20 protein-coding genes are annotated in these 21577 nt (G+C 59.9%); 12 read left to right on the top strand and 8 right to left on the bottom strand.

The features are described from left to right. The first annotated feature begins 277 nt into the window (after nt 1-277). From RTX96_RS11750 to RTX96_RS11735, 4 genes are all read left to right on the top strand, one after another. Entirely contained in the window at nt 278-1519 is a 1242-nt protein-coding gene (locus RTX96_RS11750) for an MFS transporter (protein WP_103821447.1), read from the top strand. 14 nt (nt 1520-1533) lie between these two features. Next, nucleotides 1534-2598 (top strand): sugar phosphate isomerase/epimerase, encoded by a 1065-nt coding sequence (locus RTX96_RS11745; protein WP_312671081.1) that lies wholly within the window; start codon nt 1534-1536, stop codon nt 2596-2598. After that, nucleotides 2595-3746 (top strand): Gfo/Idh/MocA family oxidoreductase, encoded by a 1152-nt coding sequence (locus tag RTX96_RS11740; RefSeq protein WP_312671079.1) that lies wholly within the window; start codon nt 2595-2597, stop codon nt 3744-3746. Before RTX96_RS11745 ends, RTX96_RS11740 begins: the two co-directional genes overlap by 4 nt. Before the next feature lie 77 nt (nt 3747-3823). Continuing rightward, on the top strand, nt 3824-4804 hold the full coding sequence (locus tag RTX96_RS11735) for a LacI family DNA-binding transcriptional regulator (RefSeq protein WP_103821444.1): 981 nt from the start codon (nt 3824-3826) through the stop codon (nt 4802-4804). Between the two features lie 2 nt (nt 4805-4806). Here the strand turns inward: RTX96_RS11735 and RTX96_RS11730 are convergent, their stop codons facing one another. After that, nucleotides 4807-6234: an MFS transporter gene (locus tag RTX96_RS11730; RefSeq protein ID WP_103821443.1), complete on the bottom strand. Its 1428-nt coding sequence runs from the start codon at nt 6232-6234 to the stop codon at nt 4807-4809. A gap of 127 nt (nt 6235-6361) precedes the next feature. Between RTX96_RS11730 and RTX96_RS11725 the strand changes: the two genes are divergently transcribed. After that, complete coding sequence (locus RTX96_RS11725; protein WP_103821553.1) at nt 6362-7216, top strand: helix-turn-helix transcriptional regulator; 855 nt, start codon at nt 6362-6364, stop codon at nt 7214-7216. A gap of 111 nt (nt 7217-7327) precedes the next feature. On the opposite strand, the gene nfsB is transcribed toward RTX96_RS11725, so the two are convergent. Together nfsB and RTX96_RS11715 are read right to left on the bottom strand one after the other, a co-directional pair. Beyond that, the gene (gene nfsB / locus RTX96_RS11720) at nt 7328-7981 is read right to left on the bottom strand and encodes an oxygen-insensitive NAD(P)H nitroreductase (RefSeq protein ID WP_312671077.1); all 654 of its coding nucleotides are present in this window, start codon (nt 7979-7981) and stop codon (nt 7328-7330) included. 88 nt (nt 7982-8069) lie between these two features. Continuing rightward, nucleotides 8070-8654, bottom strand: a complete 585-nt coding sequence (locus RTX96_RS11715) for a TetR/AcrR family transcriptional regulator (protein ID WP_103821441.1) — start codon at nt 8652-8654, stop codon at nt 8070-8072. A gap of 174 nt (nt 8655-8828) precedes the next feature. Between RTX96_RS11715 and RTX96_RS11710 the strand changes: the two genes are divergently transcribed. Continuing rightward, the gene (locus RTX96_RS11710) at nt 8829-9173 is read left to right on the top strand and encodes a RamA family antibiotic efflux transcriptional regulator (RefSeq protein ID WP_103821440.1); all 345 of its coding nucleotides are present in this window, start codon (nt 8829-8831) and stop codon (nt 9171-9173) included. Nucleotides 9174-9219: 46 nt separating this feature from the next. Here RTX96_RS11710 and RTX96_RS11705 read toward each other — a convergent pair whose 3' ends face one another. Then, nucleotides 9220-11367, bottom strand: a complete 2148-nt coding sequence (locus RTX96_RS11705; protein ID WP_312671074.1) for a TonB-dependent siderophore receptor — start codon at nt 11365-11367, stop codon at nt 9220-9222. 136 nt (nt 11368-11503) lie between these two features. Here RTX96_RS11705 and RTX96_RS11700 point away from each other — a divergent pair, with 136 nt between their 5' ends. Continuing rightward, nucleotides 11504-13072: an alpha/beta hydrolase-fold protein gene (locus tag RTX96_RS11700; RefSeq protein WP_312671073.1), complete on the top strand. Its 1569-nt coding sequence runs from the start codon at nt 11504-11506 to the stop codon at nt 13070-13072. On the opposite strand, the gene RTX96_RS11695 is transcribed toward RTX96_RS11700, so the two are convergent. From RTX96_RS11695 to RTX96_RS11685, 3 genes are all read right to left on the bottom strand, one after another. Then, nucleotides 13049-13306, bottom strand: a complete 258-nt coding sequence (locus tag RTX96_RS11695; RefSeq protein ID WP_103821437.1) for a DUF1158 domain-containing protein — start codon at nt 13304-13306, stop codon at nt 13049-13051. The genes RTX96_RS11700 and RTX96_RS11695 overlap by 24 nt on opposite strands. Before the next feature lie 68 nt (nt 13307-13374). Continuing rightward, nucleotides 13375-14493 carry a YbdK family carboxylate-amine ligase gene (locus RTX96_RS11690; RefSeq protein WP_312671071.1) on the bottom strand — a complete coding sequence of 373 codons (1119 nt, stop codon included), beginning with the start codon at nt 14491-14493 and terminating at the stop codon, nt 13375-13377. 93 nt (nt 14494-14586) lie between these two features. After that, nucleotides 14587-16062, bottom strand: a complete 1476-nt coding sequence (locus tag RTX96_RS11685; protein WP_312671069.1) for a PLP-dependent aminotransferase family protein — start codon at nt 16060-16062, stop codon at nt 14587-14589. A 225-nt stretch (nt 16063-16287) separates the two neighbouring features. Between RTX96_RS11685 and RTX96_RS11680 the strand changes: the two genes are divergently transcribed. From RTX96_RS11680 to RTX96_RS11665, 4 genes are read left to right on the top strand one after another with little or no spacing between them, the layout of a single operon-like run. Next, entirely contained in the window at nt 16288-17139 is an 852-nt protein-coding gene (locus RTX96_RS11680; RefSeq protein ID WP_312671067.1) for a transporter substrate-binding domain-containing protein, read from the top strand. Nucleotides 17140-17166: 27 nt separating this feature from the next. Beyond that, entirely contained in the window at nt 17167-17808 is a 642-nt protein-coding gene (locus RTX96_RS11675; protein ID WP_312671065.1) for an amino acid ABC transporter permease, read from the top strand. Between the two features lie 14 nt (nt 17809-17822). Further along, nucleotides 17823-18488 (top strand): amino acid ABC transporter permease, encoded by a 666-nt coding sequence (locus tag RTX96_RS11670; RefSeq protein ID WP_312671063.1) that lies wholly within the window; start codon nt 17823-17825, stop codon nt 18486-18488. Next, a complete protein-coding gene (locus RTX96_RS11665) occupies nt 18481-19242 on the top strand; it encodes an amino acid ABC transporter ATP-binding protein (RefSeq protein ID WP_103821431.1) in 762 nt (253 codons plus the stop codon). Before RTX96_RS11670 ends, RTX96_RS11665 begins: the two co-directional genes overlap by 8 nt. Before the next feature lie 48 nt (nt 19243-19290). On the opposite strand, the gene RTX96_RS11660 is transcribed toward RTX96_RS11665, so the two are convergent. Further along, nucleotides 19291-20058, bottom strand: a complete 768-nt coding sequence (locus tag RTX96_RS11660) for an SDR family NAD(P)-dependent oxidoreductase (protein WP_103821430.1) — start codon at nt 20056-20058, stop codon at nt 19291-19293. Nucleotides 20059-20239: 181 nt separating this feature from the next. Between RTX96_RS11660 and RTX96_RS11655 the strand changes: the two genes are divergently transcribed. Next, the gene (locus RTX96_RS11655) at nt 20240-21577 is read left to right on the top strand and encodes an aspartate aminotransferase family protein (protein WP_312671061.1); all 1338 of its coding nucleotides are present in this window, start codon (nt 20240-20242) and stop codon (nt 21575-21577) included.

The raw sequence follows: 21577 nt of genomic DNA, 5'->3' as shown, positions 1-21577 counted from the left end.
CCTACAGGGTGCCCAACTGCCTTTGTAGGCTGGGTAAGCGACAGCGCCACCCGGCGTTCTGCTATTGCCCGGCGGCGCTCCGCTTGCCGGGCCTACAGGGTGCCCAACTGCCTTTGTAGGCTGGGTAAGCGACAGCGCCACCCGGCATTCTGGATACTATTTATCGTGACCCCTCTCCCAGATCTCATCTAACCCGCAGGCAAACTGTTTTGTAATCGATTACTTTTCTAGTAACCGCGTTTTGTAATCGATTACTTTTTACAGGTGAGGCGATAAAATGGTGTCAACAACCGAAAGTAGCGGAAAAGGGCAGGTACATCATCGCCTGCTCGTGCCAAGATTGTCCCTGATGATGTTCCTCCAGTTCTTTATCTGGGGGAGCTGGTCCGTCACGCTGGGCCTCGTCATGACCCAGCACAACATGGCCCTGCTGATTGGCGACGCCTTTTCAGCCGGGCCGATCGCCTCGATTCTCTCGCCTTTTGTGCTGGGAATGCTGGTGGATCGCTTCTTCGCCTCGCAGAAGGTGATGGCGGTGATGCACCTCGCCGGGGCGGCCATTCTCTGGTTTGTTCCTCAGGCGCTCATTGCCCAGAACGGCGCGCTGCTGATTGGCCTGCTCTTTGGCTATACGCTCTGCTATATGCCCACCCTGGCGCTCACCAACAACATCGCCTTCCATAGCCTGGCAAACGTCGATAAGACCTTCCCGGTGGTGCGCGTGTTTGGCACCATCGGCTGGATCGTGGCGGGGGTGTTTATCGGCGTTACCGGCATCGCGGCGAGCGTCAATATCTTTATGGTGGCGGCGGCCTGCTCGGTGCTGCTGGCGCTCTATAGCCTGACGCTGCCGCATACCCCTGCGCCCGCCAAAGGGCTGCCGGTGGCGGTACGCGATCTCTTCTGCGCCGATGCGTTTGCCCTGTTAAAAACGCGCCACTTCTTTGTCTTCTCCCTCTGCGCCATGCTCATCTCCGTGCCGCTCGGCACCTACTACGCCTACACCGCCTCGTACCTCGCTGACGCTGGAGTAGGGGACGTCAGCACCGCGATGTCCTTCGGCCAGATGTCTGAGATCGTCTTCATGCTGGTGATCCCGCTGCTGTTCCGCCGCCTCGGCGTGAAGTACATGCTGCTCATCGGTATGTTTGCCTGGTTCGTACGCTACGCCTTTTTCGCCCTCGGCGTGAGCGAGGAGACGCGCTTCCTGCTCTATCTCGGTATTTTGCTGCACGGGGTCTGCTATGACTTCTTCTTTGTCGTAGGCTTTATCTATACCGATCGCGTGGCCGGGGAAAAAGTGAAAGGCCAGGCGCAAAGTATGATCGTCATGTTTACCTACGGCATCGGGATGCTGCTCGGCTCGCAGATCTCCGGGGCACTCTATAACCGGCTGGTCGCCGGGCAGGCTGTACCCCAGGCGTGGGTCACCTTCTGGTGGATCCCGGCCGTCGCCGCTGCCGTCATCGCACTGGTTTTCCTTTTTACATTCAAATATGACGACAACGAGCGGGCTTAATTGTGGAGGATAGTATGAAAACAGTTCAGGGACCGGGGATTTTTCTGTCGCAGTTTATCGGAGAAGAGGCACCCTTTAATACCCTGGAGGGATTGGCGGAGTGGGCAGCGCGGCTGGGCTACAAGGCGCTGCAAATTCCCTGCAACCATCGGCATATTTTCGACCTGGAGCTGGCCGCGCTGAGCCAGACCTACTGCGATGAGATCGCTGGCACGTTGGCAACTTACGGGCTGGTCATCAGCGAGCTGTCAACGCATCTTGAGGGCCAGCTGGTGGCCGTGCATCCGGCTTATGATGCCGCCTTCGATAACTTTGCACCCGAGCATCTGCGGGGCAACCCCACCGCGCGCCAGGCATGGGCGGTGGAGAAATTGACCCAGGCCGCCGTGGCTTCACAAAGGCTGGGCCTGCGCACCCACGCCACCTTCTCCGGGGCGCTGGCGTGGCCCTGGTTCTACCCGTGGCCGCCGCACAACGCCCTGCTGCTCGATGAAGCCTTTGCCGAGCTGGCTCGCCGCTGGCGGCCCATCCTGGATCGTTTCGATCGCTACGGGGTCGATCTCTGCTTTGAGATCCATCCGGGCGAAGATCTCCACGACGGCGTGACCTTCGAGCGCTTCCTTGCCGCGGTGGATAACCATCCCCGCTGCAACATTCTCTACGATCCCAGCCATCTTCTGCTCCAGCAGATAGATTATCTGGCCTTTATCGATATCTACCACTCCCGCATTAAAGCCTTCCACGTTAAGGATGCGGAGTTCCGTATAAACGGGCGCAGCGGTGTCTACGGCGGCTATCAGCAGTGGATCGATCGTGCCGGGCGTTTTCGCTCGCCGGGGGATGGGCAGATAGACTTCGGGGCGATCTTTAGCAAGCTGACGCAGTATGGCTACGACGGCTGGGCGGTACTGGAGTGGGAGTGCTGCCTGAAGCAGGGCGACGCCGGCGCACGAGAGGGCAGCGAATTTATCCGCCGCCACATTATCCCAGTGGCTGACCGGGCCTTTGATGATTTCGCGGCGGGCAGCAGCGACCGGGCCAGCGTGCGGGCCATGCTGGGATTAGGAGATGCGTTATGATCGGCGTAGGCATTATTGGCAGCGGGTTTATTGGTCCGGCGCACATTGAAGCTTTGCGTCGTCTGGGGGATGTACAGGTGGTGGCCCTCTGCGATCGCTCTCTTGAATCAGCGCAGCAGAAGGCCGCCGCGCTCAACGTGCCCTTTGCCTTTGGTGACATCGACGCCCTGCTGGCCCATCCCGATATTGATGTGGTGCATAACTGCACTCCTAATCATCTTCATGCCGACATTAACCGACGGATTTTACGCGCCGGTAAGCACGTTTTTTCGGAGAAGCCGCTCTGTATGACGCCGGAGGAGGCCACGGAGCTGGTAGCGCTGGCAGAGCAGATGGGCGTGGTGCACGGCGTCAGCTTTGTCTATCGCCAGTTTGCTATGGTTCAGCAGGCGGCAAGCCTGCAACGCCACGGCAGGCTCGGGCGGCTCTTCTCGGTCTACGGCAGCTACCTTCAGGACTGGATGCTGCTGGAGACGGACTATAACTGGCGGGTGGATGCCGCGCTGGGCGGCGCGTCGCGGGCGGTGGCCGATATCGGCTCGCACTGGTGCGATACGCTGCAGTTTGTCACCGGGCAAAGAATTGTCGAGGTGATGGCCGATCTGGCGATTGTCTGGCCGACCCGCAAAGCGCGGCTGGACGGCGGGGCGACCTTCAGCGCTGATGATGGCGAGGCGCAGTATGAGGATCGCCCGGTCACCACCGAGGATGGCGGCTCGGTGCTGGTGCGCTTCGCCGACGGCAGCAAAGGCTGCTTTAGCGTCTCGCAGGTGAGCGCGGGACGCAAAAACCGCCTCAGCTTTGAGATTAACGGCAGCCGCTGTTCGCTGGGCTGGGACCAGGAGATCCCCCAGCAGCTGTGGATTGGCCATCGTCAGCGCCCCAACGAGATCCTCACCGACGATCCGGGGCTGATGACGCCCGACGTTGCTGGCAGCGCGCACTTTCCCGGCGGGCATATCGAGGGCTGGCCCGACGCCTTTAAGAACATGATGGCAAACTTCTACCAGGCGGTGCGGGCCGAAACGATGCCGGAGGCCAGCGCCTGTTCGTTTGCCTCTTTTTATGATGGCGCTGACGTGATGTTTATCATTGATGCCATTATAAAAAGTCATCAGCAGCAGCGCTGGGTACGGGTGGCACGCTAGATCGCTGCCGGTTCGCCGGGCAGCGGTTTTATGGTAGCCTGCTGTAATAAGCGTTAACCGCAGGATGTGTCGTCGTTATGTCAATTCAAAAAATCGCCCGCCTGGCAGGAGTGTCAGTGGCGACGGTCTCCCGGGTCATCAACCACAGCGGGACCGTGAAGCCGCAAAACCGCGAGCGCGTGCTGGCGGCGATTGAAGAGAGCAACTACCAGCCTAACCTGCTGGCCCGCCAGCTTCGCACTGCCCGCAGCAATATGATCCTTGTGCTGGTGTCGAATATCGCTAACCCGTTCTGTGCCGAGGTGGTCAAGGGCATTGAAGAGGAGGCGGAGAAGAACGGCTATCGCATTCTGCTGTGCAATACCGGCTCGGACATGGCGCGCTCCCGATCGGCGCTGACCCTGCTATCAGGAAAAATTGTCGATGGCATTATCACTATGGACGCCTTCTCCAAGCTGCCGGAGCTGACGACCATGATTGGCCAGGCCCCCTGGGTACAGTGCGCCGAGTATGCCGATGAGGGAAGCGTCTCCTGCGTCGGGATTAACGATATTGACGCCTCCCAGTACGTGATCCAGCATCTGATTAACCGCGGCCGCCAGCGTATTGCGCTGATTAACCACGATCTCAGCTATAAATACGCCCGTCTGCGTGAGCGGGGCTATAACAGCGTGCTGGAGGAGAACGGCCACGGCTGGAGAGCGGTGGAGTACGCCAGCGAGCTGAGCTTTGATGCAGGCCGAGCGGCGATGGAGACGCTGCTGCGGGCCGATGAGCGTCCGGATGCGGTGTTTGCCGTCTCCGATACCCTGGCGGCAGGCGCGCTGCTGGCGATAGCTCAGGCGGGCCTCACTATGCCGGACGACATCGCCGTGGTCGGCTTTGACGGCACGCCGCTGGCCGAGATGGTCTCGCCCCAGCTTAGCACCGTGGCGCAACCCTCCCTGCAGATTGGCCGTAAAGCCGTAGCGCTCCTGCTCAACAAAATCGACAATCCTGATACCCCGGCGGAGCGGGTGATGATGGACTGGCGCTTTATCGAACGCGCCAGCGCCTGAGATCACGACGTCGCGATGGCCGGACTGCGGTTCAGATGGTGGCGCAGGCCAATGGCAAGCGCCGCCAGCAGCAGCATCATTACCGCCTCAACGGCGAGGAAGCCGATCATCGCCTGAGGATAGCTGCCATGCTGGTGACGCATTAGCACTAACAGCAGCGAACCAAACACCGCAGGACCCAGACCCAGCGTCGCCTGCTGCAGGGTACTGAGCAGGGCGCTGCCCGCCCCGGCATCGTTAGCGGTGATATCACGCATTCCCACCCGATAGAAGCAGTTGACGATCAGCGCCTGGCCGTAGCCAATCAGCGCGGTGGACGGCACCAGCGCCAGGGCCGTGGTAGCCTGCCCATAGTAGTGGAAGGTCTGCATCAGCAGCAGCAGGCCGCCGATCTGTACCGCCAGGCCAGAGAGCAGGATCCGTCCCATGCTGTGGCGGGCAATCAGCTTCGGGGCATACATCGCCGAGAGAAAATAGGCCACGCCGAGGGCAATAAAGCTGTTCCCCGACTGCCAGGGCGCCATTCCCAGACCGGACTGCATGGTCAGCGCCATGCAGAACATAAACCCGGACCATGCGCTAAAGAACAGCAGGGCGATCACCATGCCGAAGCGAATGCTGGCGAGCTGCAAAAGGCGCGGCGGCAGCAGCGGATGTTCACCGCGCCGTTGCTTGCCCAGCGCGCTCGCCCGCATCCACACCAGCAGCGGAAGCGTCGCCAGCAGCATCAGCCGCATCGACCAGGGCCAGTGCAGCTCCGGCCCCAGCGCCATCGGAAACAGCAGGCAGCAGAGGATCAGGGCGAGGATAAAGGTACCCTGCCAGTCGACAGGCGAGTGTTCATCTCGGCGGGTCTCCGGCACGTAGCGACGGCTCAACACCAGCACCAGCAGGCCAATCGGCACGTTGATGAAAAAGGCGTTACGCCAGCCCAGCCCGGCAATATCTGCCGACACCAGCCAGCCGCCGCACATCTGCCCGACGATAAACGCGATACCACCGATGCCGCCGTAGAGGCTGATCGCCCGCGCGTGGGCCGTGCCTTTGAGGGTGACGTGCAGGGTCGCGAGGATCTGCGGAACAATCAGCGCCGCTCCCGCGCCCTGCAATGTGCGGGCTGCCAGCAGGGCGGTAATCGAGTTTGCCATGCCGCACAGCAGAGAGGCGACGCTAAACACCGCCACGCCCCACATAAACAGACGGCGGCGGCCATAGTTATCGCCCAGCTTGCTGCCCATCGCCAGGCAGACGGCAAAAGCCACGCCGTACAGGGCAACAATCAGCTCCAGCTGGGTGGCGCTGGCGTGCAGCGATGCGGTGATCGCGTCGAGGGCGACGTTGGTGATCGAGGTGTCGATCAGGGGCAGCATCTGACCGGTTAGCAGCAGGACCAGGCCCGCACAGCCGGGTGAAACAGGTGACGTTTTCATGGTAGCTCCATTGCGTCATTCAGCGAATGGACGTAGCATCGCTGATTGAATAAACGGGTACCAGTTCCTGATTATACTGGTACTGACACTACCATGCTGAAGATGTGTAGGAGAGACCATGAGCCTGATGAGCCACAGCGAGCTGGATGCCGCGCAGATACGCCAGGACGATCGCCGTAAACAGCTGGGCGCTTTTCTGCGGGCGCGACGGGAGAGTCTGGATCCGCAGCGGCTGGGCCTTCCACGCAGCGGACGGCGGCGTACGCCGGGCCTGCGTCGGGAAGAGGTGGCGATGCTGGCTGACGTCGGCGTAACCTGGTATACCTGGCTTGAGCAGGGCAGGGAGGTCAATCCTTCGGCCGTGGTCATGCAGGCGGTGGCCGATGCGTTGCAGTGCAGCCCGCTGGAGACGCGGCATCTGTTTCTGCTGGCGGGCTTGCCGCCGGTGGAGTCAGCAAACATCTTGCCCTGCGAGGGGATCAGCCCCGGCACGCGGCGGATGCTGGACAGCCTGCTGCCGCAGCCGGCCAGCATTCAGAAACCCAATTTTGATATCGTGGCGTGGAATGATGCCTTCTGTCGGCTGATGGGCGTCGATTTTGCCACGCTACCGGAAGACGATCGCAACTGTATCTACCTCTATCTGACCCATCCGGGCTGGCGTAGCCGCCTGGCAAACCGGGACGTGCTGCCCACCTTCGTCTCCTATTTCCGCGCGGCGATGGCGGAGCACCGGGGGGAAGCGGCGTGGGAGAACAAGCTGGCGCGCTTTTTCGCTGCCTCCGAGGAGTTTGAGGCGCTCTGGCATCAGCGCTATGAGGTGCGCGGCGTCGAGAACCAGATTAAAACCTTCCGTCATCCTGATTTAGGCGAATTCCAGCTTCAGCAGATGTACTGGTACTCCGCGCCGCGTAACGGTTCGCGTCTGCTGGTCTATCTACCGGTCGATGAAGCGGGCGAGCAGGTGCTGGCAAGGTTGTAACGTGACGTTTTTATTTATGCCGGGCGGCGCTGCGCTTGCCCAGCCTACAAAAAATACAAAACTGTAGGCCCGTGCAAGCGCAGCGCCGCCGGGTAGTAGGCTGAAATCTGATCAGATCTCAGTTACCACGGTCTCTTCTGGCAGGCGGGATTTTGGCAGCGCTTTGTTGAAATCTTCTACGCTGTGGTGGCCGACCGGGACGACCACCAGGCTGGTGAAGCCTCTCTCTTTCAGGCCAAATTCGGCGTCCAGCACGTCGGCGTCAAAACCTTCGATCGGCACCGCATCAAGGCCCATTGCCCCCACGCCCAGCAGGAAGTTACCGACGTTCAGGTAGACCTGACGCGCCATCCACTCATGATCATCCTGGCGATCCTTACGGTGCAGGTCGGCAAAGAAGGTGCGGCCCTTGTGGTTAGCGGCTTTGGCTTCTGGCGTGGCAAAGCGGCCGTCGGCATCTTCCTGATCCACGACCTTCTCCAGCCAGCTGTCGTCCATCGTGGTTTTCGCGCAGAACACCACGACGTGGGAGGCATCCAGCATTTTACGTTCGTTGAACGAGTAGCCGCCTGCTGCGGATTTTGCCACTCGCGCTTTGCCCTCTTCGCTGCTGGCAACGATAAAGTGCCACGGCTGCGAGTTGGTGCTCGACGGGCTATAGCGCAGCAGCGTTTTGATCTTCTCCGCTTCGTCGGCAGTCAGTTTTTTGCTGGCGTCAAAAGCCTTGGTTGAGTAGCGCTGCAAGGCAATGGAAACGATATCCATAAATACTCCTGATAAATTTTTGGGATGAGTTGGGCTGCGCTGTAGCGTACAGATTCAGCGAAAAAAGAGTAAGTGAAAAACGTGCGCTTTAGCTGTCGCTGCTGTCTGCCAGGGCGCGCCACATCGCTTCGAAGCCGTGGGCTTTGAAATCGTCAGCCTTCTCCGGCTCGCGGCTGGCGAACTCGATGGTGGTTTCGGCAAGAGAGAGAAACAGCGCATCGCCAAAGGCGTGAAAGGCCTCGGTCAGGAAAATCGGCAGTACCGAGCGACGGCAAAGGGTATGGAGATCCGGGAAGAGCTCATCGACATTTTGCTGGGTGGCGCAGGTGATTTTCCCCGATACCGCCAGCTGGCGGATCGCACGGTGGCCGACGGGGTGCAGAATGCCCCAGTCGATATAGCTGTTCCAGATATAGCAGGTCAGCGCCTTGGCTTCGCTGACGGAGCGATCGAGGCCGTCGAGCATGGCGTGGCAAAGGTCGGTTTTCAGCGCGAGATACACTGCATTGAGCAGATCGTCTTTAGTGGCGAAGTAGCGAAAAAGCGTGCCTTCCGCAACGCCCGCATTACGGGCTATCAGGGCGGTGGATGCGGTGATACCTGACTGGGCAAACGCCTCGGTTGCCGCTTCCAGTAACGCCTGTTTTTTATCTTCACTCTTCGGACGAGCCACTACACTTTACCTCACACGCTGTTAAACCCTGATTGAAACATGACATCTGCCGCTCCGCAACGGCCTGTGTCAAAGATCGAAAATCATCTTGACGACTTTCTGCCTCTTTCTATAATGAGTGCTTACTCACTCATAATCAAGCTTCCGCGCTTAAAGAGCAGAGAGGAACCACGTATGAACATTTCCGCTCAGGTTATCGATACGATTGTCGAGTGGATCGACGACAATTTGCACCAGCCGCTGCGTATAGAAGAGATTGCCCGGCACGCGGGCTACTCCAAATGGCATCTGCAGCGGCTGTTTATGCAATATAAAGGCGAGAGTTTGGGGCGCTATATTCGCGAGCGCAAGCTGCGGCTGGCCGCCCAGGAGCTGCTGGATACCGATCAGAAGGTATTTGATATCTGCGTAAAGTATGGCTTTGATTCGCAGCAGACCTTTACGCGCATTTTTACCCGCACCTTTAACCAGCCGCCGGGGGCCTACCGCAAGGAGAACCACGGCCAGGCGCGGCATTAGATTTCTGTTGGCCCGGCAGGTCTGCGCCGCCGGGCGGAATGACATCTTACCAGGCGTAGCTAACCGTAGCGGTGGCGGTACGTCCGATGCCCCAGAAGCAGGCGCTGTCGCTGGCGCATGACGCCACGTATTTGGTATCCGCCACGTTATTAACGTTAAGCTGCACCGTAGCGCCTTTCAGGCTGCTGCTTGCCTCCCCCAGATCGTAACTCAGCATTGCATCGTAGAGATCCACTGCCGGAACGTTGAAGGTGTTACGCGCGTCGCCGTAGCTGGTGCCGATATAGCGCATACCGACGCCTGCGGTGAGGCTTTTAAGCGGGCCGGACGGCAGCGTGTAGCTGACAAAGGCCGAGGCCATATGGGTTGGGATCCGCGCCGGAGTTTTCCCCTGGGTGCCTGCCACGGTGGTACTGGCGGTCTCGGCATCGGTGTAGGTGTAAGAGCCAATCAGGTTCAGGCTATCAAACAGGGTAGAGTGGATCTCCGTCTCAACGCCTTTCGATCGCACTTCCCCGGCGTTTTCAAACCAGCCCAGCGAGCTGTTATAGGTCGGGACGTTGCTCTGCTTGAGATCGTAGACCGCCAGCGTCATCAGGGTGCTCTCCACCGGCTGATACTTCACGCCCACCTCGGTCTGCTTGCCGGTGGTGGGTTTGAACGGGGCCAGGCCGGGCGCACGGTTGGTTTGCAGGTTTGGCTCAAACGAAGTGCTGTAGCTGATATAGGGCGAGAGACCAAAATCAAAGGCGTAGAGCAGCCCGGTCCGCCAGGTGAACTTATTATCGTTCTGCTGCACGCTGCCAGCATCGGAGGTGAAGTCGCTGGTGCGCACCTCATCCCAGTCGTAGCGGCCAGAGAGCAGCAGCTCCCAGCTGTTCCAGCTCAGCTGATCCTGCAGATAGAGACCCATCTGGTCCAGATCCTGCTGCTCATCGGAGGCGGTGCTGAAGGTGCTTTCGTCAACGTTAATGCCGTAGACCGGATTTAGCCAGTTCAGATTGTACTGTGCACCTGTACCGCGCTTCAGACTCTGATCGTCCCGGCTGGATTTGTAATCCAGGCCGCCCAGCAGGGTATGGTTCACCTCTGCGGTCGTAAACTGCGCTTCCAGCTGGTTATCGATGCCAAACTCGTCGGTCTGACGCTCCTCATGCTGCGCGCGGCGGGTCAGGAGGGTACTGTTCGGCGCGCTGGTGGCATAGACGAGGTAGCGGTACTTCTGCTTGATGGTGGCGTAGCGTGCATTCTGGCGGAAGGTAAAGACGTCATCGAACTGATGTTCGAACTCATAGCCTACCATCGTCTGCTCGCGCCACGACTGGTTATAGTTCGGATCGCTGACGTTGAAGTCCAGCGGAATGTGCTGGCCGTTGGCGCTCCGTACCGTACCGTAGGCGGGCAGGAAGTTGCGGTAGCCCGCGTCCGGATCCTTCTGGTAGCTGGTGAGCAGCGTAAAGCGCGTCTGATCGTTAGGGTACCAGGTCAAGGCCGGGGCGATAGCCACGCGCTCCTCTTTATAGTCCTCTACCTGGCTGTGCTGGGTGCGGGCGATCCCGTTCAGGCGATAGAGCAGGCGGCCATCGTCGCTCAGCGTGCCGCCGAAATCGAATGTCCCCTCCGCCAGATCATCGTTGCCGGTGCGGAACTGGACGCGATGGATCGCTTCGCTGGTGGGGCGCTTGCTGGTCATGCTGATCAGACCGCCAGGGTTGACCTGACCGAAGAGCACCGAGGCGGGGCCGCGCACCAGCTCGACGCGCTCCAGCAGCCAGGGATCGACGGTGCCGGTTTGCGACGAGGCGGTTGCCCCGAAGCTCAGGCCGTCGAGGAATTTCGGCACGTAGCTGAAGCCGCGCACGAATACCTCATCGTTACGGTTTGAGGAGCCACGATACTCGGTAAAGACCCCTGCCGAGTAGCGCAGCGCCTGAGAGACAGAGGTAACGTCCAGGGCCTGCATCTGATCGCGGGTGATCACCGACACCGACTGCGGCGTCTTCACGAGCTCGGCTGAGGTTTTGGTTGCCGACAGCGTTTTGGTCGCCACGATACCTTTCAGCGGCGCGGTAGGATCCTCTGCCGCGCCCGTGGTGACGACCAGCGTCTCCTCGTTGGCCAGCGCAGGCGTTGCCGCCCCGGCAGCCGCCAAACTCAGTAACCACGTCTGCATTATCTTATTATTTTTAAGCATTTTTATCTGTTCCCTTGCCTGTTTGAGAGCCCTGCCAGCAGAGCAGGGGCGCTATCATTAACGCGCTGAATGATATTGCAAATTATTACCATTTGTATTAGCGTTATTGGCAAATTTTGGTAGGGAAACGCGAATAATGAAGATGGCGGTAGGCGGTTTATTGATAGGCCTGAGTGCATTACCCGCGCTGGCGGCGACCTGTCATGCGCCAGCGATGCAGGGTGAGCAGCAGGGGAAATTCGATGCCAGCGGCGAGGTCTGTTTTCAGCTGCCGCGTTTAGAGGAGAACTATGTGGCGGCCACCCTCTATGGCGTGACCGATGCCCGCCTGCTGGATGGTAATAACCGTCGCCTGCGCACGCTGCTGGAGGATGGCCCACCCGACGGCGAGCAGTCGCTGCTCTTCGCCCTCCCGGTGCAGCAGCCTTCGTCGCTGGTGCTGCACGGGGAGGAGGGGATGCGCTGGCGTTTTAGCTGGCAGATGCACGAGGCGACGCCGCTGCGTCGAACCCAGGTGCTGGAGCCGGTCAGCCCGGCACTACAGCGGCTGGCGGCCCAGCTTGCTGCCGGAGGCTCCAGCGAGACCTTCTGGCAGGCGCGCCAGCTGGCAGGAACCCCGCTGATCGAGCCGGTGGACGCCAGCCACAAGCGCGTCACCTTCCTGTGGCGCGGTGCGCGCAGCAACGTCTTTATTCTCGGTTCACCGGGAGGCGATCACGATCCGCTCTTCCGGCTGGGCCACTCCGACGTCTGGTTCCGCAGCTACGTGGTGCCGAACGATACGGTGATGCAGTATAAGCTGGCACCGGACGTGCCTCAGCTTGCCGGGACCGCCGTGCCGCAGCGTCGCGCCATTCTGGTAAGCGCCCAGGCCGATCCCCTCAATCCACACTCCCTCAGCGAACCGCACAGCGATCGCTGGAAACGCGCTTCGCTGCTCGATCTTACCCCGGCCCGCTACTTCAGCAACGCAGCGATGGCCCAGCCGGTGCGCCACGGCACGCTGACCCGCCATCGGCTGCACAGCGAGCGGCTGAACAACAGCCGGGAGATAACCCTCTACCGGCCGCGCACGGCTCAGCCCGCACGCTGGACGCTGATCCTGTTTGATGGCAAAACCTGGCAGGGGGATTACCACACCGCCAGCGTGCTGGATGCGCTGATCGCTCGCCACGCGCTACCGCCGGTTAACGTGGTGTTTGTTGACAGCCTCGATGCGGCGCGGCGCGGCAGGGAGCTGCCGCCTAATCCGGCCTTCGCCGACTTTATGGCTCACGAACTCGTGCCGTGGCTGCGCCAGCGCGGCGTGGCGCTAACGCGCAATAAAACGGTGGTCGGTGGGGCAAGCTACGGCGGGCTGGCCTCCTCCTGGGTGGCGCTGCGCTACCCGCGCCTGTTTGGCAACGTGCTGAGCCTCTCCGGCTCCTACTGGTGGTCGCCGAAAGGCGAAGCCCCTGGCTGGCTGGCGCGTCAGTACCAGCAGTCGCCGCGCTACCCGGTGCGCTTCTGGGTAGAGGCCGGACGTTTTGAGACGCAAGGTAAAGGGGGCGGGATCTACCGCGACAGCCTGGAGTTTGCCCGAATGCTGAACGAGAAAGGTTACCGCGTCAGCTTTCATCCCTGGTCAAGCGGCCACGACTATGCCGCCTGGACCGAGGCGTTGGTCTATGGCCTGCGAGACTTAACGGGACGAGTGGTTCAGTGAAAACCAGCGCCGCCAGATAAAGCGCAGCACGTAGTACTCGATGGTCCCGAGCAGCAGGAACCAGGCGCAAAACAGCAGGGTATAGAGCTGGCTGGCATCAACCAGATGAAAGGTGGCGATGAGCTGCTGCGTCAGCGCGCCGCCTGGGGAGGGCACAGGCAGCAGCAGGCAGGAGAGGAAGGCCAGCAGTAAGATACCTGCGGCCGTCATCAGGGATTCAAACGGGTGCGTCATGGTGATGTTAATCGTCAGTTAAAACGATATTGTCAGCCATTTGCTATAGGGGCGCAACAGCAAGCGGCCTAATTGGCCGCCCAGATCTCTGCGTGTTTCTGCACCAGCCCAATCAGCGAGCCGCCGTCGGCTACGAAATCGCGCATCAGCTGGTCCTCACTTTTACCACGCCGTACAAACTGGGCCAGCGCTTCCAGGGCGCTGCTGCCGTTCAGCTTGTCGGCGTAGGGGGCAATTTTGTCCAGCAGGCGCTGAATATCCTCGCCGATGGTGACCTGTTCACCGGTATGCACGTCGGTCAGCACCCCGGCAAAGCCGTAGCGGCAGGCCTGGAAGCGGTTGAACTTGTAGAGCAGATAGTCGCGCTCCTGCATCTTGAACGGTCGCTCGGCCAGCAGCCAGTGGGAGATCGCCTGGATGAACCCGGCAATGTTCACCGCATGGCCGAGGGTCAGCGGGGTATCCACCACTCGCACCTCAACCGTACCAAAGTGCGGGCTGGGGCGAATATCCCAGTGCAGATCTTTGATGCTGTCAATCATGCTGGTGTAGCTCAGGCGGCGGAACAGACCCTCAAATTCCGACCAGTTGCTGACCCAAGGGGCGTGACCGTTATCCGGAAACGCGGAGAAGATATTGAGCCGCGACGTGGCGAAGCGGGTGTCGGTGCCCTGGATGTAGGGCGAGGCGGCGCCAAGGGCAATAAAGTGGGGCACGAAGCGCGACAGGCCGTGCATCAGATAGATGGCATCGTCACCGCTCGGGCAGCCCACGTGAACGTGCTGGCCGAACACCGTCGCCTGCTGCACCAGATAGCCAAACATCTCCAGCGTGCGCGCATAGCGCTCGTCATCGCACACCTCCTGACGCTGCCAGGTCTGGAACGGGTGCGTGCCGCCGCCGCAAATTTGCAGATGGTGTTCGCTGGCGGCGCGCAGGATGGTCTGCTGCATGGCAGAGAACTGTCCGGCGGCCTGGTGGATATCTCCGCAGACGCCAGTGGCGATCTCCAGCATGCTTTCGGTGATGTCGTGCTTCACCTCGCCCCCTTTGACTTCGGCCTTAACGGCGTCAATCAGCGTGGAGGAGTCCTGGCTGAGGTCGTATCCCGGCGGGTTAACCACCTGCAGCTCCAGTTCGATACCCAGGGTAAAGGCGTCAGATCGATGAAAGTCGGGTAGGGGCATAGGTAAACTCGCTGTAGTCTGTTTTTATTCAGTATAGAGCGAGTTTGGCCCCAACCGAGGCGGCAGCCGGGCAACAGGCTATTTATCAGACAATTACAGTTGATGCAGCTGTCTCTGTAGCACCTCGACGCCTGGCGCGATGGCATCCGGATTGATAGCGTGAAAGCCCATGCGAAAGAAGTTCTCCGGCGGCGCGGCGTCAAGGAAATGGCGGGCGCCCGGCTCAATCAGCACCCCCGCGTGGGCCGCTCGCCACGTCAGCTGCTGGGTATTCACCGACGGCGGGGTTCGTAGCCAAAAGGCGTTGGCGTGCTCGCTTCCGACCATCAGCGTGCACTCCGGCAGTGAGGTGCGTAGCGCGGCGGCCAGCATCTCCCAACGACGGGCGGAGTCGTCGTGGTAGCGGCGCAGATGGGTTTCGTAGTAGCCCTGGGCGAGAAAGTGCGCCATCTGATACTGGATATTGGCCGGTGGATGGCGGTACATCAGACGCCTGAGGGCGCGGGCTTCGTCGATCAGATCCGGATCGGCCACCATAAACCCCAGCCGCAGGCCAGGGGAGAGCGCCTTCGACAGGCTGCTGACGTAGATCACCCGCCCGCTGCGATCGCTGGCCTTCAGCGCCGGCAGCGGGTTCTGCATAAAGTTACTCTCCGAGTCATAGTCGTCTTCAATAATCACCGCGTCGTGGCAGGCAGCGTGTGCCAGCAGCTGCGTGCGGCGGGCTTGGCTCATCGTCACCCCCGTCGGCACCTGATGGCCAGGCGTCACGTAGTAGTAATCACAGGGCGCGTCGCCGAGCACCAGCCCCTCTTCATCTACCGCATGCGGCACAATCGCGGTGTCGCTGAGTAAAAAAGTATTGATCGCTTCGCGAAAGCCGGGATTCTCTACCGCCACCCGCGTCTGGCGAGACATCAGCAGTCGGGTCAGTAGGTAGAGCGCATTTTGCGATCCGAGGGTAATCAGGATCTCATCCGGTGCCGCAACGATGCCGCGCTTGGGCAGTACGCGGGTGCGGATCTGCTCAATCAGCATCGGCACGTCCTGATCGATATGATCGACCACCCAGGCCGGGTCGCGTACGCCACCGTGCAGCCAGTTCGCCGCCGCGCGCCACGTGGTGAGCGGGAAGCGGTGGGTGTCGGGCTGGCCGTAAATAAAGGGGTAGCGATAGTGCATCCAGCCGGCGGGTTTGAGGATCGACTCCTGCTGGCTGGGCTGCATTTTTAACCTTTCGCCCCAGCATGGTGCGTTTTTTATACATTCCGGTGCAGGTGACGCTGGCCCCCGCGTCGCTGCAGCGGGCTGTGGCGTATGGTAGTCCGGATGCAGATAGTAGCCGCTGCGCGGACGGCTGATCAGGTAGCCTTCGTTGACCAGCCCCTCGAAGACCAGCGCCGTGGTATTGCGAGAGACGTTGAGCTGCGCGGCTAATGCCCGGCAGGAGGGCAGCGGCGCATCAAGCGGAAAAATGCCGCTCAGAATGGCGTCGATCAGCGACTCACGCACCTGCTCCTGCAAACCACGCTTGCCGTCGAAATTAATATGCAGTAGGTGTCGAATCATCGTGCGCTCCTCCAGGCCCTTTAACGGAACCCAGCAAATTTTGTACCAGCTTATTTTGCGCTGACACAGGCACTCGCCGGATCTGGCTCTATTCAGAATGCGCAAAGCCTCCCTATTGTAAAAACGCACCCCAAGCAACCGGGCGTAACGTTAATTCGGCACGGTTATTGCAGCGATCTCACCATCGCAGCGGCAACGGCCTGGCATATTATTTAAGGTGGAACGATGAAAAAATTTATCGGCAAACATTGTCTTGCAGCGATTCTGGTAATGGCATTTTCACACCATGCGGTAGCCAGAGATTTACCTGAAATTGAAAAGTCCGGAACGTTTAAAGTCGCCACCGAAGATGACTACGCGCCGTTTAACTTTATGACCGACGGCAAGAGTGACGGCTTTAACAAAGATATGCTCGAGGAGCTAAAAAAATATGCCAAATTCAATATCGACCAGAGTATTTTACCCTGGACCGGCCTGCTGGCTGCTGTCTCTACCGGACAATACGATATGGCCCTCACCGGGGCGGTCATTACCGATGAACGGCTAAACGTTTTTAATTTCACACCGCCCTGGGCCTCTGCCCAGCACTATTTCGTTAAGCGCGCAGGCGATGAGAGTTTAAACTCCATTAAAGATCTCAGCGGTAAAAAGGTAGGCGTGCAGGCCGGGAGCGCGCTGCTTGCCCGTCTGCCGGAGCTGAAAGCGATGCTGGAGAAAGAGGGCGGCAAGCTCGGCCCGGTGGTTGAATATCCCTCCTATCCGGAAGCCTATGCCGATCTGGCGAATAAGCGTCTCGACTACGTGATCAACGTGGTGATCTCGGTTAACGACCTGGTGAAGGCCAAGCCGAAGGTCTTCGCCAAGGGGCTGGCGGTGTCTGGTCCGGGCTATATGGCCTGGCCAATCCCGAAAAACTCGCCGGAGCTGCTGGCCTACATGACGAAGTTTATTAACCACCTGCATGAAACCGGCAGGCTGAAAGCGCTGCAGATGAAGTGGTTTGGTGAGACCTATGACGATCTGCCCAACGAGCCGATCACCAGCGCCGAGCAGTTCCATAAGCTCGCCGGGTTATAAGCGCTTAAAAATAGAGAGGAGGGCAACATGGATTCAATGGCATGGCAGTTACTGATTGAAGGCGCATGGACGACCCTCTGGATCTCAGGCCTGGCGATCGTCTTTGGCGTGGTGATAGGCTTGCTCATCGCTTTTATCCGCATGATGAAGATCCCCGTCGTCGATCAGATTCTGGTGATCTACATCAGCCTGGCCCGTGCGACGCCGTTGGTGACGCTGGTGCTGTTTCTGTTCCTCTCCTTGCCGACGCTGGGCATCAACCTGGATAAAACCCTGGCGGCGATCGTTGCCCTGACCCTCAACACCTCGGCGTTTAACGCCGAAATCTGGCGCAACGCGTTTCGCAACTTCCCTCGCGCCCAGCGTGAGGCCGCCGAGTCGGTGGGGATGCGGCGCTGGACCTATTTTCGCTACATCATGCTGCCGCAGATGTGGATTGAGAGCCTGCCCGCGCTGGTTAACGAAATGTCCTTTTTGATCAAAGGCAGCCCGGCGATTGCGGTTATCGGCGTCGTGGATCTGACCCGGGTCACCAACCGTATCTCATCGGTAACCTATGAGCCGCTGTCGCCCATCCTCGCCGCCGGTCTGCTCTACGTGGTGATTATCGGCCTGCTGCTCAAGTTGCAAAGCATGGCGGAACGCAAAGCTAAGCGCCTGGCGCGTTAACTGCAGGAGGATCTATGAATCAGTGGAGTATCGTATGGTCGGCGCGGGAGAGTTTCTTTAACGGTCTGCTGGCGACGCTGGAGCTATTTATTATTGCCGCGGTTGTTGGCCTGGCGATAGGTATTGTGCTCTGCTACATCATGGAGCATCAGAATCGGGTGGTCGATCGCCTTATTATTGGCTTCGTCAGCCTGATGCGGGCGATCCCTTTTTTAATCCTCGCCTATCTGCTCTATTATGGCCTGCCGGAGCTGGGCATCAGCATGGAGGCCTGGAGCGCGGGACTGCTGGCGCTGGTTATTTATCATGGCGCCTACTTCTTTGAAATATTGCGTAGCCAGCGACGCATTTTCTCTCCCGGTTATATTGAGGCGGCGGTCTCTCAGGGATTCTCCCGCTATAAAATATACCGGCGTATTATACTGCCCAACCTGTTTTCATCCTCGCTGCCGCTGATAGGCAATCAGCTGATTATCTGCCTGAAGGATACGGCATTCCTGAGTATTATTACTGTGCAGGAAATTACCGCGGCGGCTAACGGTGTGCAGTCCACCTATTTTATTCCGTTTAATGCCTTTATTGTCGCGATTGGCCTCTACTGGGCCATCAGCATTCTGCTGGAGCTGCTGATTAAGCGACTGAGCGTCTACGGTGCCAGAAGAGGAATGACCCATGCATGAGACAACGGCGGTAAGCGTTAAAAATCTCTCCAAGCAGTTTGATAACGTGGAGGTGCTGCGAGACATCAACCTGACGGTGGAGAAGGGCACGGTGGTGAGTATCCTGGGCTCCTCCGGCTCCGGCAAGTCGACCCTGCTGCGCTGCATGAACTGGCTGGAGCAGCCGGACCGCGGCGAGGTACGCATCAGCGGCCAGCGCATCGGCGTGGACGAGCAGAGCGGCAAAGCGATGTCGCACCGGGAGCTGTCGCGCATTCGCGAGCGCGTCGGCATGGTATTCCAGAGCTTCAACCTCTGGCCGCACCTGACCGTGCAGCAGAACGTCACCGAGGCGCTGCTGCATGTGAAGGGGATGAAGCGCGACGAAGCCAATGAGATTGCCCGCCAGCAGTTGGAAAAGGTGGGCATGGGGCATAAGGCGGACGTTTACCCGATCACCCTCTCCGGAGGGCAGAAGCAGCGCGTAGCCATCGCCCGCTCGCTGGCGATGGCGCCGGAGGTGATCCTGTTTGATGAGCCGACTTCAGCGCTCGATCCGGAGCTGGTTAACGAGGTGCTGGGAGTAATGAAATCCCTCGCTGCTGAAGGGTATACGATGGTGGTGGTTACCCATGAGATGGAGTTTGCCCGTCAGGTCTCAAATGAGGTGGTGTTTCTGGAGAAGGGGTTGCTGATCGAGAAGGCCCCGCCGGAGAAGTTCTTTACCGACCCGGATTCCGAGCGGGTACGCAAGTTTTTGCAGACCAGCCGTTGAGGTACTGTAGCCCCGGTAAGCGCAGCGCCACCGGGGTGTCATCTCACCTCAATCCCGATCAATCGCAAACGGCTGCCAGGCCTGGCGCACCGGCATGACCTCGACGCGGTTAATATTTATGTGGTCCGGCAGGGTCGCGATAGAGAGCATCTGCTCGGCAATATCCTGCGCCGTGAGCGGCGTGGTGCCGCCGTAGAGTTTGTCCGAGGCGGCCTGGTCGCCTTTGGTACGCACCAGGGTAAACTCCGTTTCGGCAATCCCTGGCGCGAGATCGGTCACCCGCACGCCGGTGCCGAGCAGATCGCAGCGTAGGTTGTAGCTGAACTGCTTCACAAAGGCTTTCGTCGCCCCGTAGACGTGGCTACCGGGATAGGGCCACTGCCCGGCAATGGAGCCGATGTTAATTATGCTCGCTCCTGCGCCGTGAGCGATCAGCGTCGGCAGCAGGGCGTGGGTGACGTTAACCAGCCCGGTAACGTTAGTATCGATCATCGTCTGCCAGTCCTGCAGCTCGACGGCCTGAGCGGGCTGCGGAGCCAGCGCTAGCCCGGCGTTGTTAATCAGCGCGGTAATGTCCCGGAACGCGTCTGGCAAGTTCGCCACGGCCGCTTTCACCGCCGCGTTATCGCGCACGTCCAGCTCGATAATATGCACCGGCACGTGCGCCTCCAGCTCGGCTTTCAGCGCCTCCAGCCGGGCCATGCGCCGCCCGCTTAACACCACGCCCCAACCCGCGCGGGCAAAGACATGCGCTGCGGCTGCGCCAAAACCTGATGTTGCTCCGGTAATAAACGCCACTTTCGTTGCTGTTGTCATCTCGTTCTCCTGTTCAGTTCAGGAGACCACTATAGAAACAGCGGCCAGCCCGACACAGGGCCAGTTGCGCCTGCATTTTGTGACACCCTTGTCACAGATGGATAGCAGGACTGGCTCTATCTCTCACCCGTTCGCCCACCGCATGATGAATTCAACATTAACGGTATGAAAGGAGCAGGGCATGAAACTGGCACTTCAGAGCGAGATGGCGATAACGAATAGTGATGTACGTCAGCTGGACCGTTCATATGTATTTCACTCATGGTCAACTCAGGGCAACCTGAACCCGTTAACGATCGCCGGAGCGGAGGGGTGTGAGCTGTGGGACTATGACGGCAATAGCTGGCTCGACTTCAGCAGCCAGCTGGTCAACGTCAACATCGGCTATCAGCATCCCCGCGTGCTGGCGGCGATGAAGGCCCAGCTTGAGTCGCTGGTGACCATTGCCCCGGCCACCGCCAACCTGGCGCGTGGCGAAGCGGCAAAGCGTATCGTGGAGCTGGCACCGGAAGGGTTCAGCAAGGTGTTCTTTACCAACGCGGGGGCCGACGCCAACGAGAACGCCATTCGTATGGCCCGGCTCTATACCGGGCGAGATAAAATTTTCTCCGCCTACCGCTCGTACCACGGCAATACCGGCAGCGCCATCGCGGCCACCGGCGACTGGCGTCGCGTGCCGAACGAGTACTCCCGCGGCCACGTTCACTTCTTCAACCCCTACCTCTACCGCAGCGAGTTTAACGCCGCCACGGAAGAGGAGGAGTGCGAGCGTGCTCTGGCGCACCTGCGTCGGATGATCGAAGTAGAGGGCCCCAGCGCGATTGCCGCCATTCTGCTGGAGTCGATCCCCGGCACGGCGGGCATCCTGGTGCCGCCGAAGGGCTATATGCAGGGCGTACGCGCGCTGGCAGACGAGTTTGGCATCATTTTAATCCTTGATGAGGTTATGGCGGGCTTTGGCCGCACCGGGCGCTGGTTTGGCTTTGAACATGACGGCATCGTGCCGGACCTCATCACCTTCGCCAAGGGAGTGAATTCAGGCTACGTTCCGGCGGGCGGGGTGCTGATCTCTGAGCCCATCTCCCGCTACTTTGACGACCACTTCTTTGCCGGGGGGTTAACCTACTCCGGTCACCCGCTGGCGATGGCGGCGATTGTCGCCACCCTCGACGCCATGAAGGAGGAGAGGGTGGTGGAGAACGCGGCGGCAATGGGCGATGGCGTCCTGCAGCCAGGCCTGCTGGCGCTGGCGGAAAAGCACGCGCTCGTTGGCCACGTGCGCGGCCGGGGGCTGTTCCAGGCCATCGAGCTGGTGACCGATCGCCAGCGCAAAACGCCGGTGGCCGCCGCCGACATGGCTGCCATTAAGCAGGCGCTGATCGACAACGGGCTGCTGCCGTTTGTGGTAGAGAACCGCATTCACGTGGTGCCGCCGTGTACCATCAACGCGGCACAGATCCAGCAGGGGCTGGCGATTTTTGACCACGTGCTGGGGCAGTTTAGCGGACTGGTGAAGTAA

Source organism: Pseudescherichia sp., assembly GCF_032052675.1.
In the GTDB taxonomy this organism is placed as follows: domain Bacteria; phylum Pseudomonadota; class Gammaproteobacteria; order Enterobacterales; family Enterobacteriaceae; genus Pseudescherichia.
Note: the sequence above shows the minus strand (reverse complement) of the source record. Positions and strands in the feature narration are given on the sequence as shown.

Bases quoted from the DNA above. Each gene is read 5' to 3' on its own strand.
- RTX96_RS11750 (WP_103821447.1), top strand. From the start codon at position 278: ATGGTGTCAACAACCGAAAGTAGCGGAAAAGGGCAGGTACATCATCGC.
- RTX96_RS11745 (WP_312671081.1), top strand. From the start codon at position 1,534: ATGAAAACAGTTCAGGGACCGGGGATTTTTCTGTCGCAGTTTATCGGA.
- RTX96_RS11740 (WP_312671079.1), top strand. From the start codon at position 2,595: ATGATCGGCGTAGGCATTATTGGCAGCGGGTTTATTGGTCCGGCGCAC.
- RTX96_RS11735 (WP_103821444.1), top strand. From the start codon at position 3,824: ATGTCAATTCAAAAAATCGCCCGCCTGGCAGGAGTGTCAGTGGCGACG.
- RTX96_RS11730 (WP_103821443.1), bottom strand. From the start codon at position 6,234: ATGAAAACGTCACCTGTTTCACCCGGCTGTGCGGGCCTGGTCCTGCTG.
- RTX96_RS11725 (WP_103821553.1), top strand. From the start codon at position 6,362: ATGAGCCACAGCGAGCTGGATGCCGCGCAGATACGCCAGGACGATCGC.
- nfsB (WP_312671077.1), bottom strand. From the start codon at position 7,981: ATGGATATCGTTTCCATTGCCTTGCAGCGCTACTCAACCAAGGCTTTT.
- RTX96_RS11710 (WP_103821440.1), top strand. From the start codon at position 8,829: ATGAACATTTCCGCTCAGGTTATCGATACGATTGTCGAGTGGATCGAC.
- RTX96_RS11705 (WP_312671074.1), bottom strand. From the start codon at position 11,367: ATGCTTAAAAATAATAAGATAATGCAGACGTGGTTACTGAGTTTGGCG.
- RTX96_RS11700 (WP_312671073.1), top strand. From the start codon at position 11,504: ATGAAGATGGCGGTAGGCGGTTTATTGATAGGCCTGAGTGCATTACCC.
- RTX96_RS11695 (WP_103821437.1), bottom strand. From the start codon at position 13,306: ATGACGCACCCGTTTGAATCCCTGATGACGGCCGCAGGTATCTTACTG.
- RTX96_RS11690 (WP_312671071.1), bottom strand. From the start codon at position 14,493: ATGCCCCTACCCGACTTTCATCGATCTGACGCCTTTACCCTGGGTATC.
- RTX96_RS11685 (WP_312671069.1), bottom strand. From the start codon at position 16,062: ATGATTCGACACCTACTGCATATTAATTTCGACGGCAAGCGTGGTTTG.
- RTX96_RS11680 (WP_312671067.1), top strand. From the start codon at position 16,288: ATGAAAAAATTTATCGGCAAACATTGTCTTGCAGCGATTCTGGTAATG.
- RTX96_RS11675 (WP_312671065.1), top strand. From the start codon at position 17,167: ATGGATTCAATGGCATGGCAGTTACTGATTGAAGGCGCATGGACGACC.
- RTX96_RS11670 (WP_312671063.1), top strand. From the start codon at position 17,823: ATGAATCAGTGGAGTATCGTATGGTCGGCGCGGGAGAGTTTCTTTAAC.
- RTX96_RS11665 (WP_103821431.1), top strand. From the start codon at position 18,481: ATGCATGAGACAACGGCGGTAAGCGTTAAAAATCTCTCCAAGCAGTTT.
- RTX96_RS11660 (WP_103821430.1), bottom strand. From the start codon at position 20,058: ATGACAACAGCAACGAAAGTGGCGTTTATTACCGGAGCAACATCAGGT.
- RTX96_RS11655 (WP_312671061.1), top strand. From the start codon at position 20,240: ATGAAACTGGCACTTCAGAGCGAGATGGCGATAACGAATAGTGATGTA.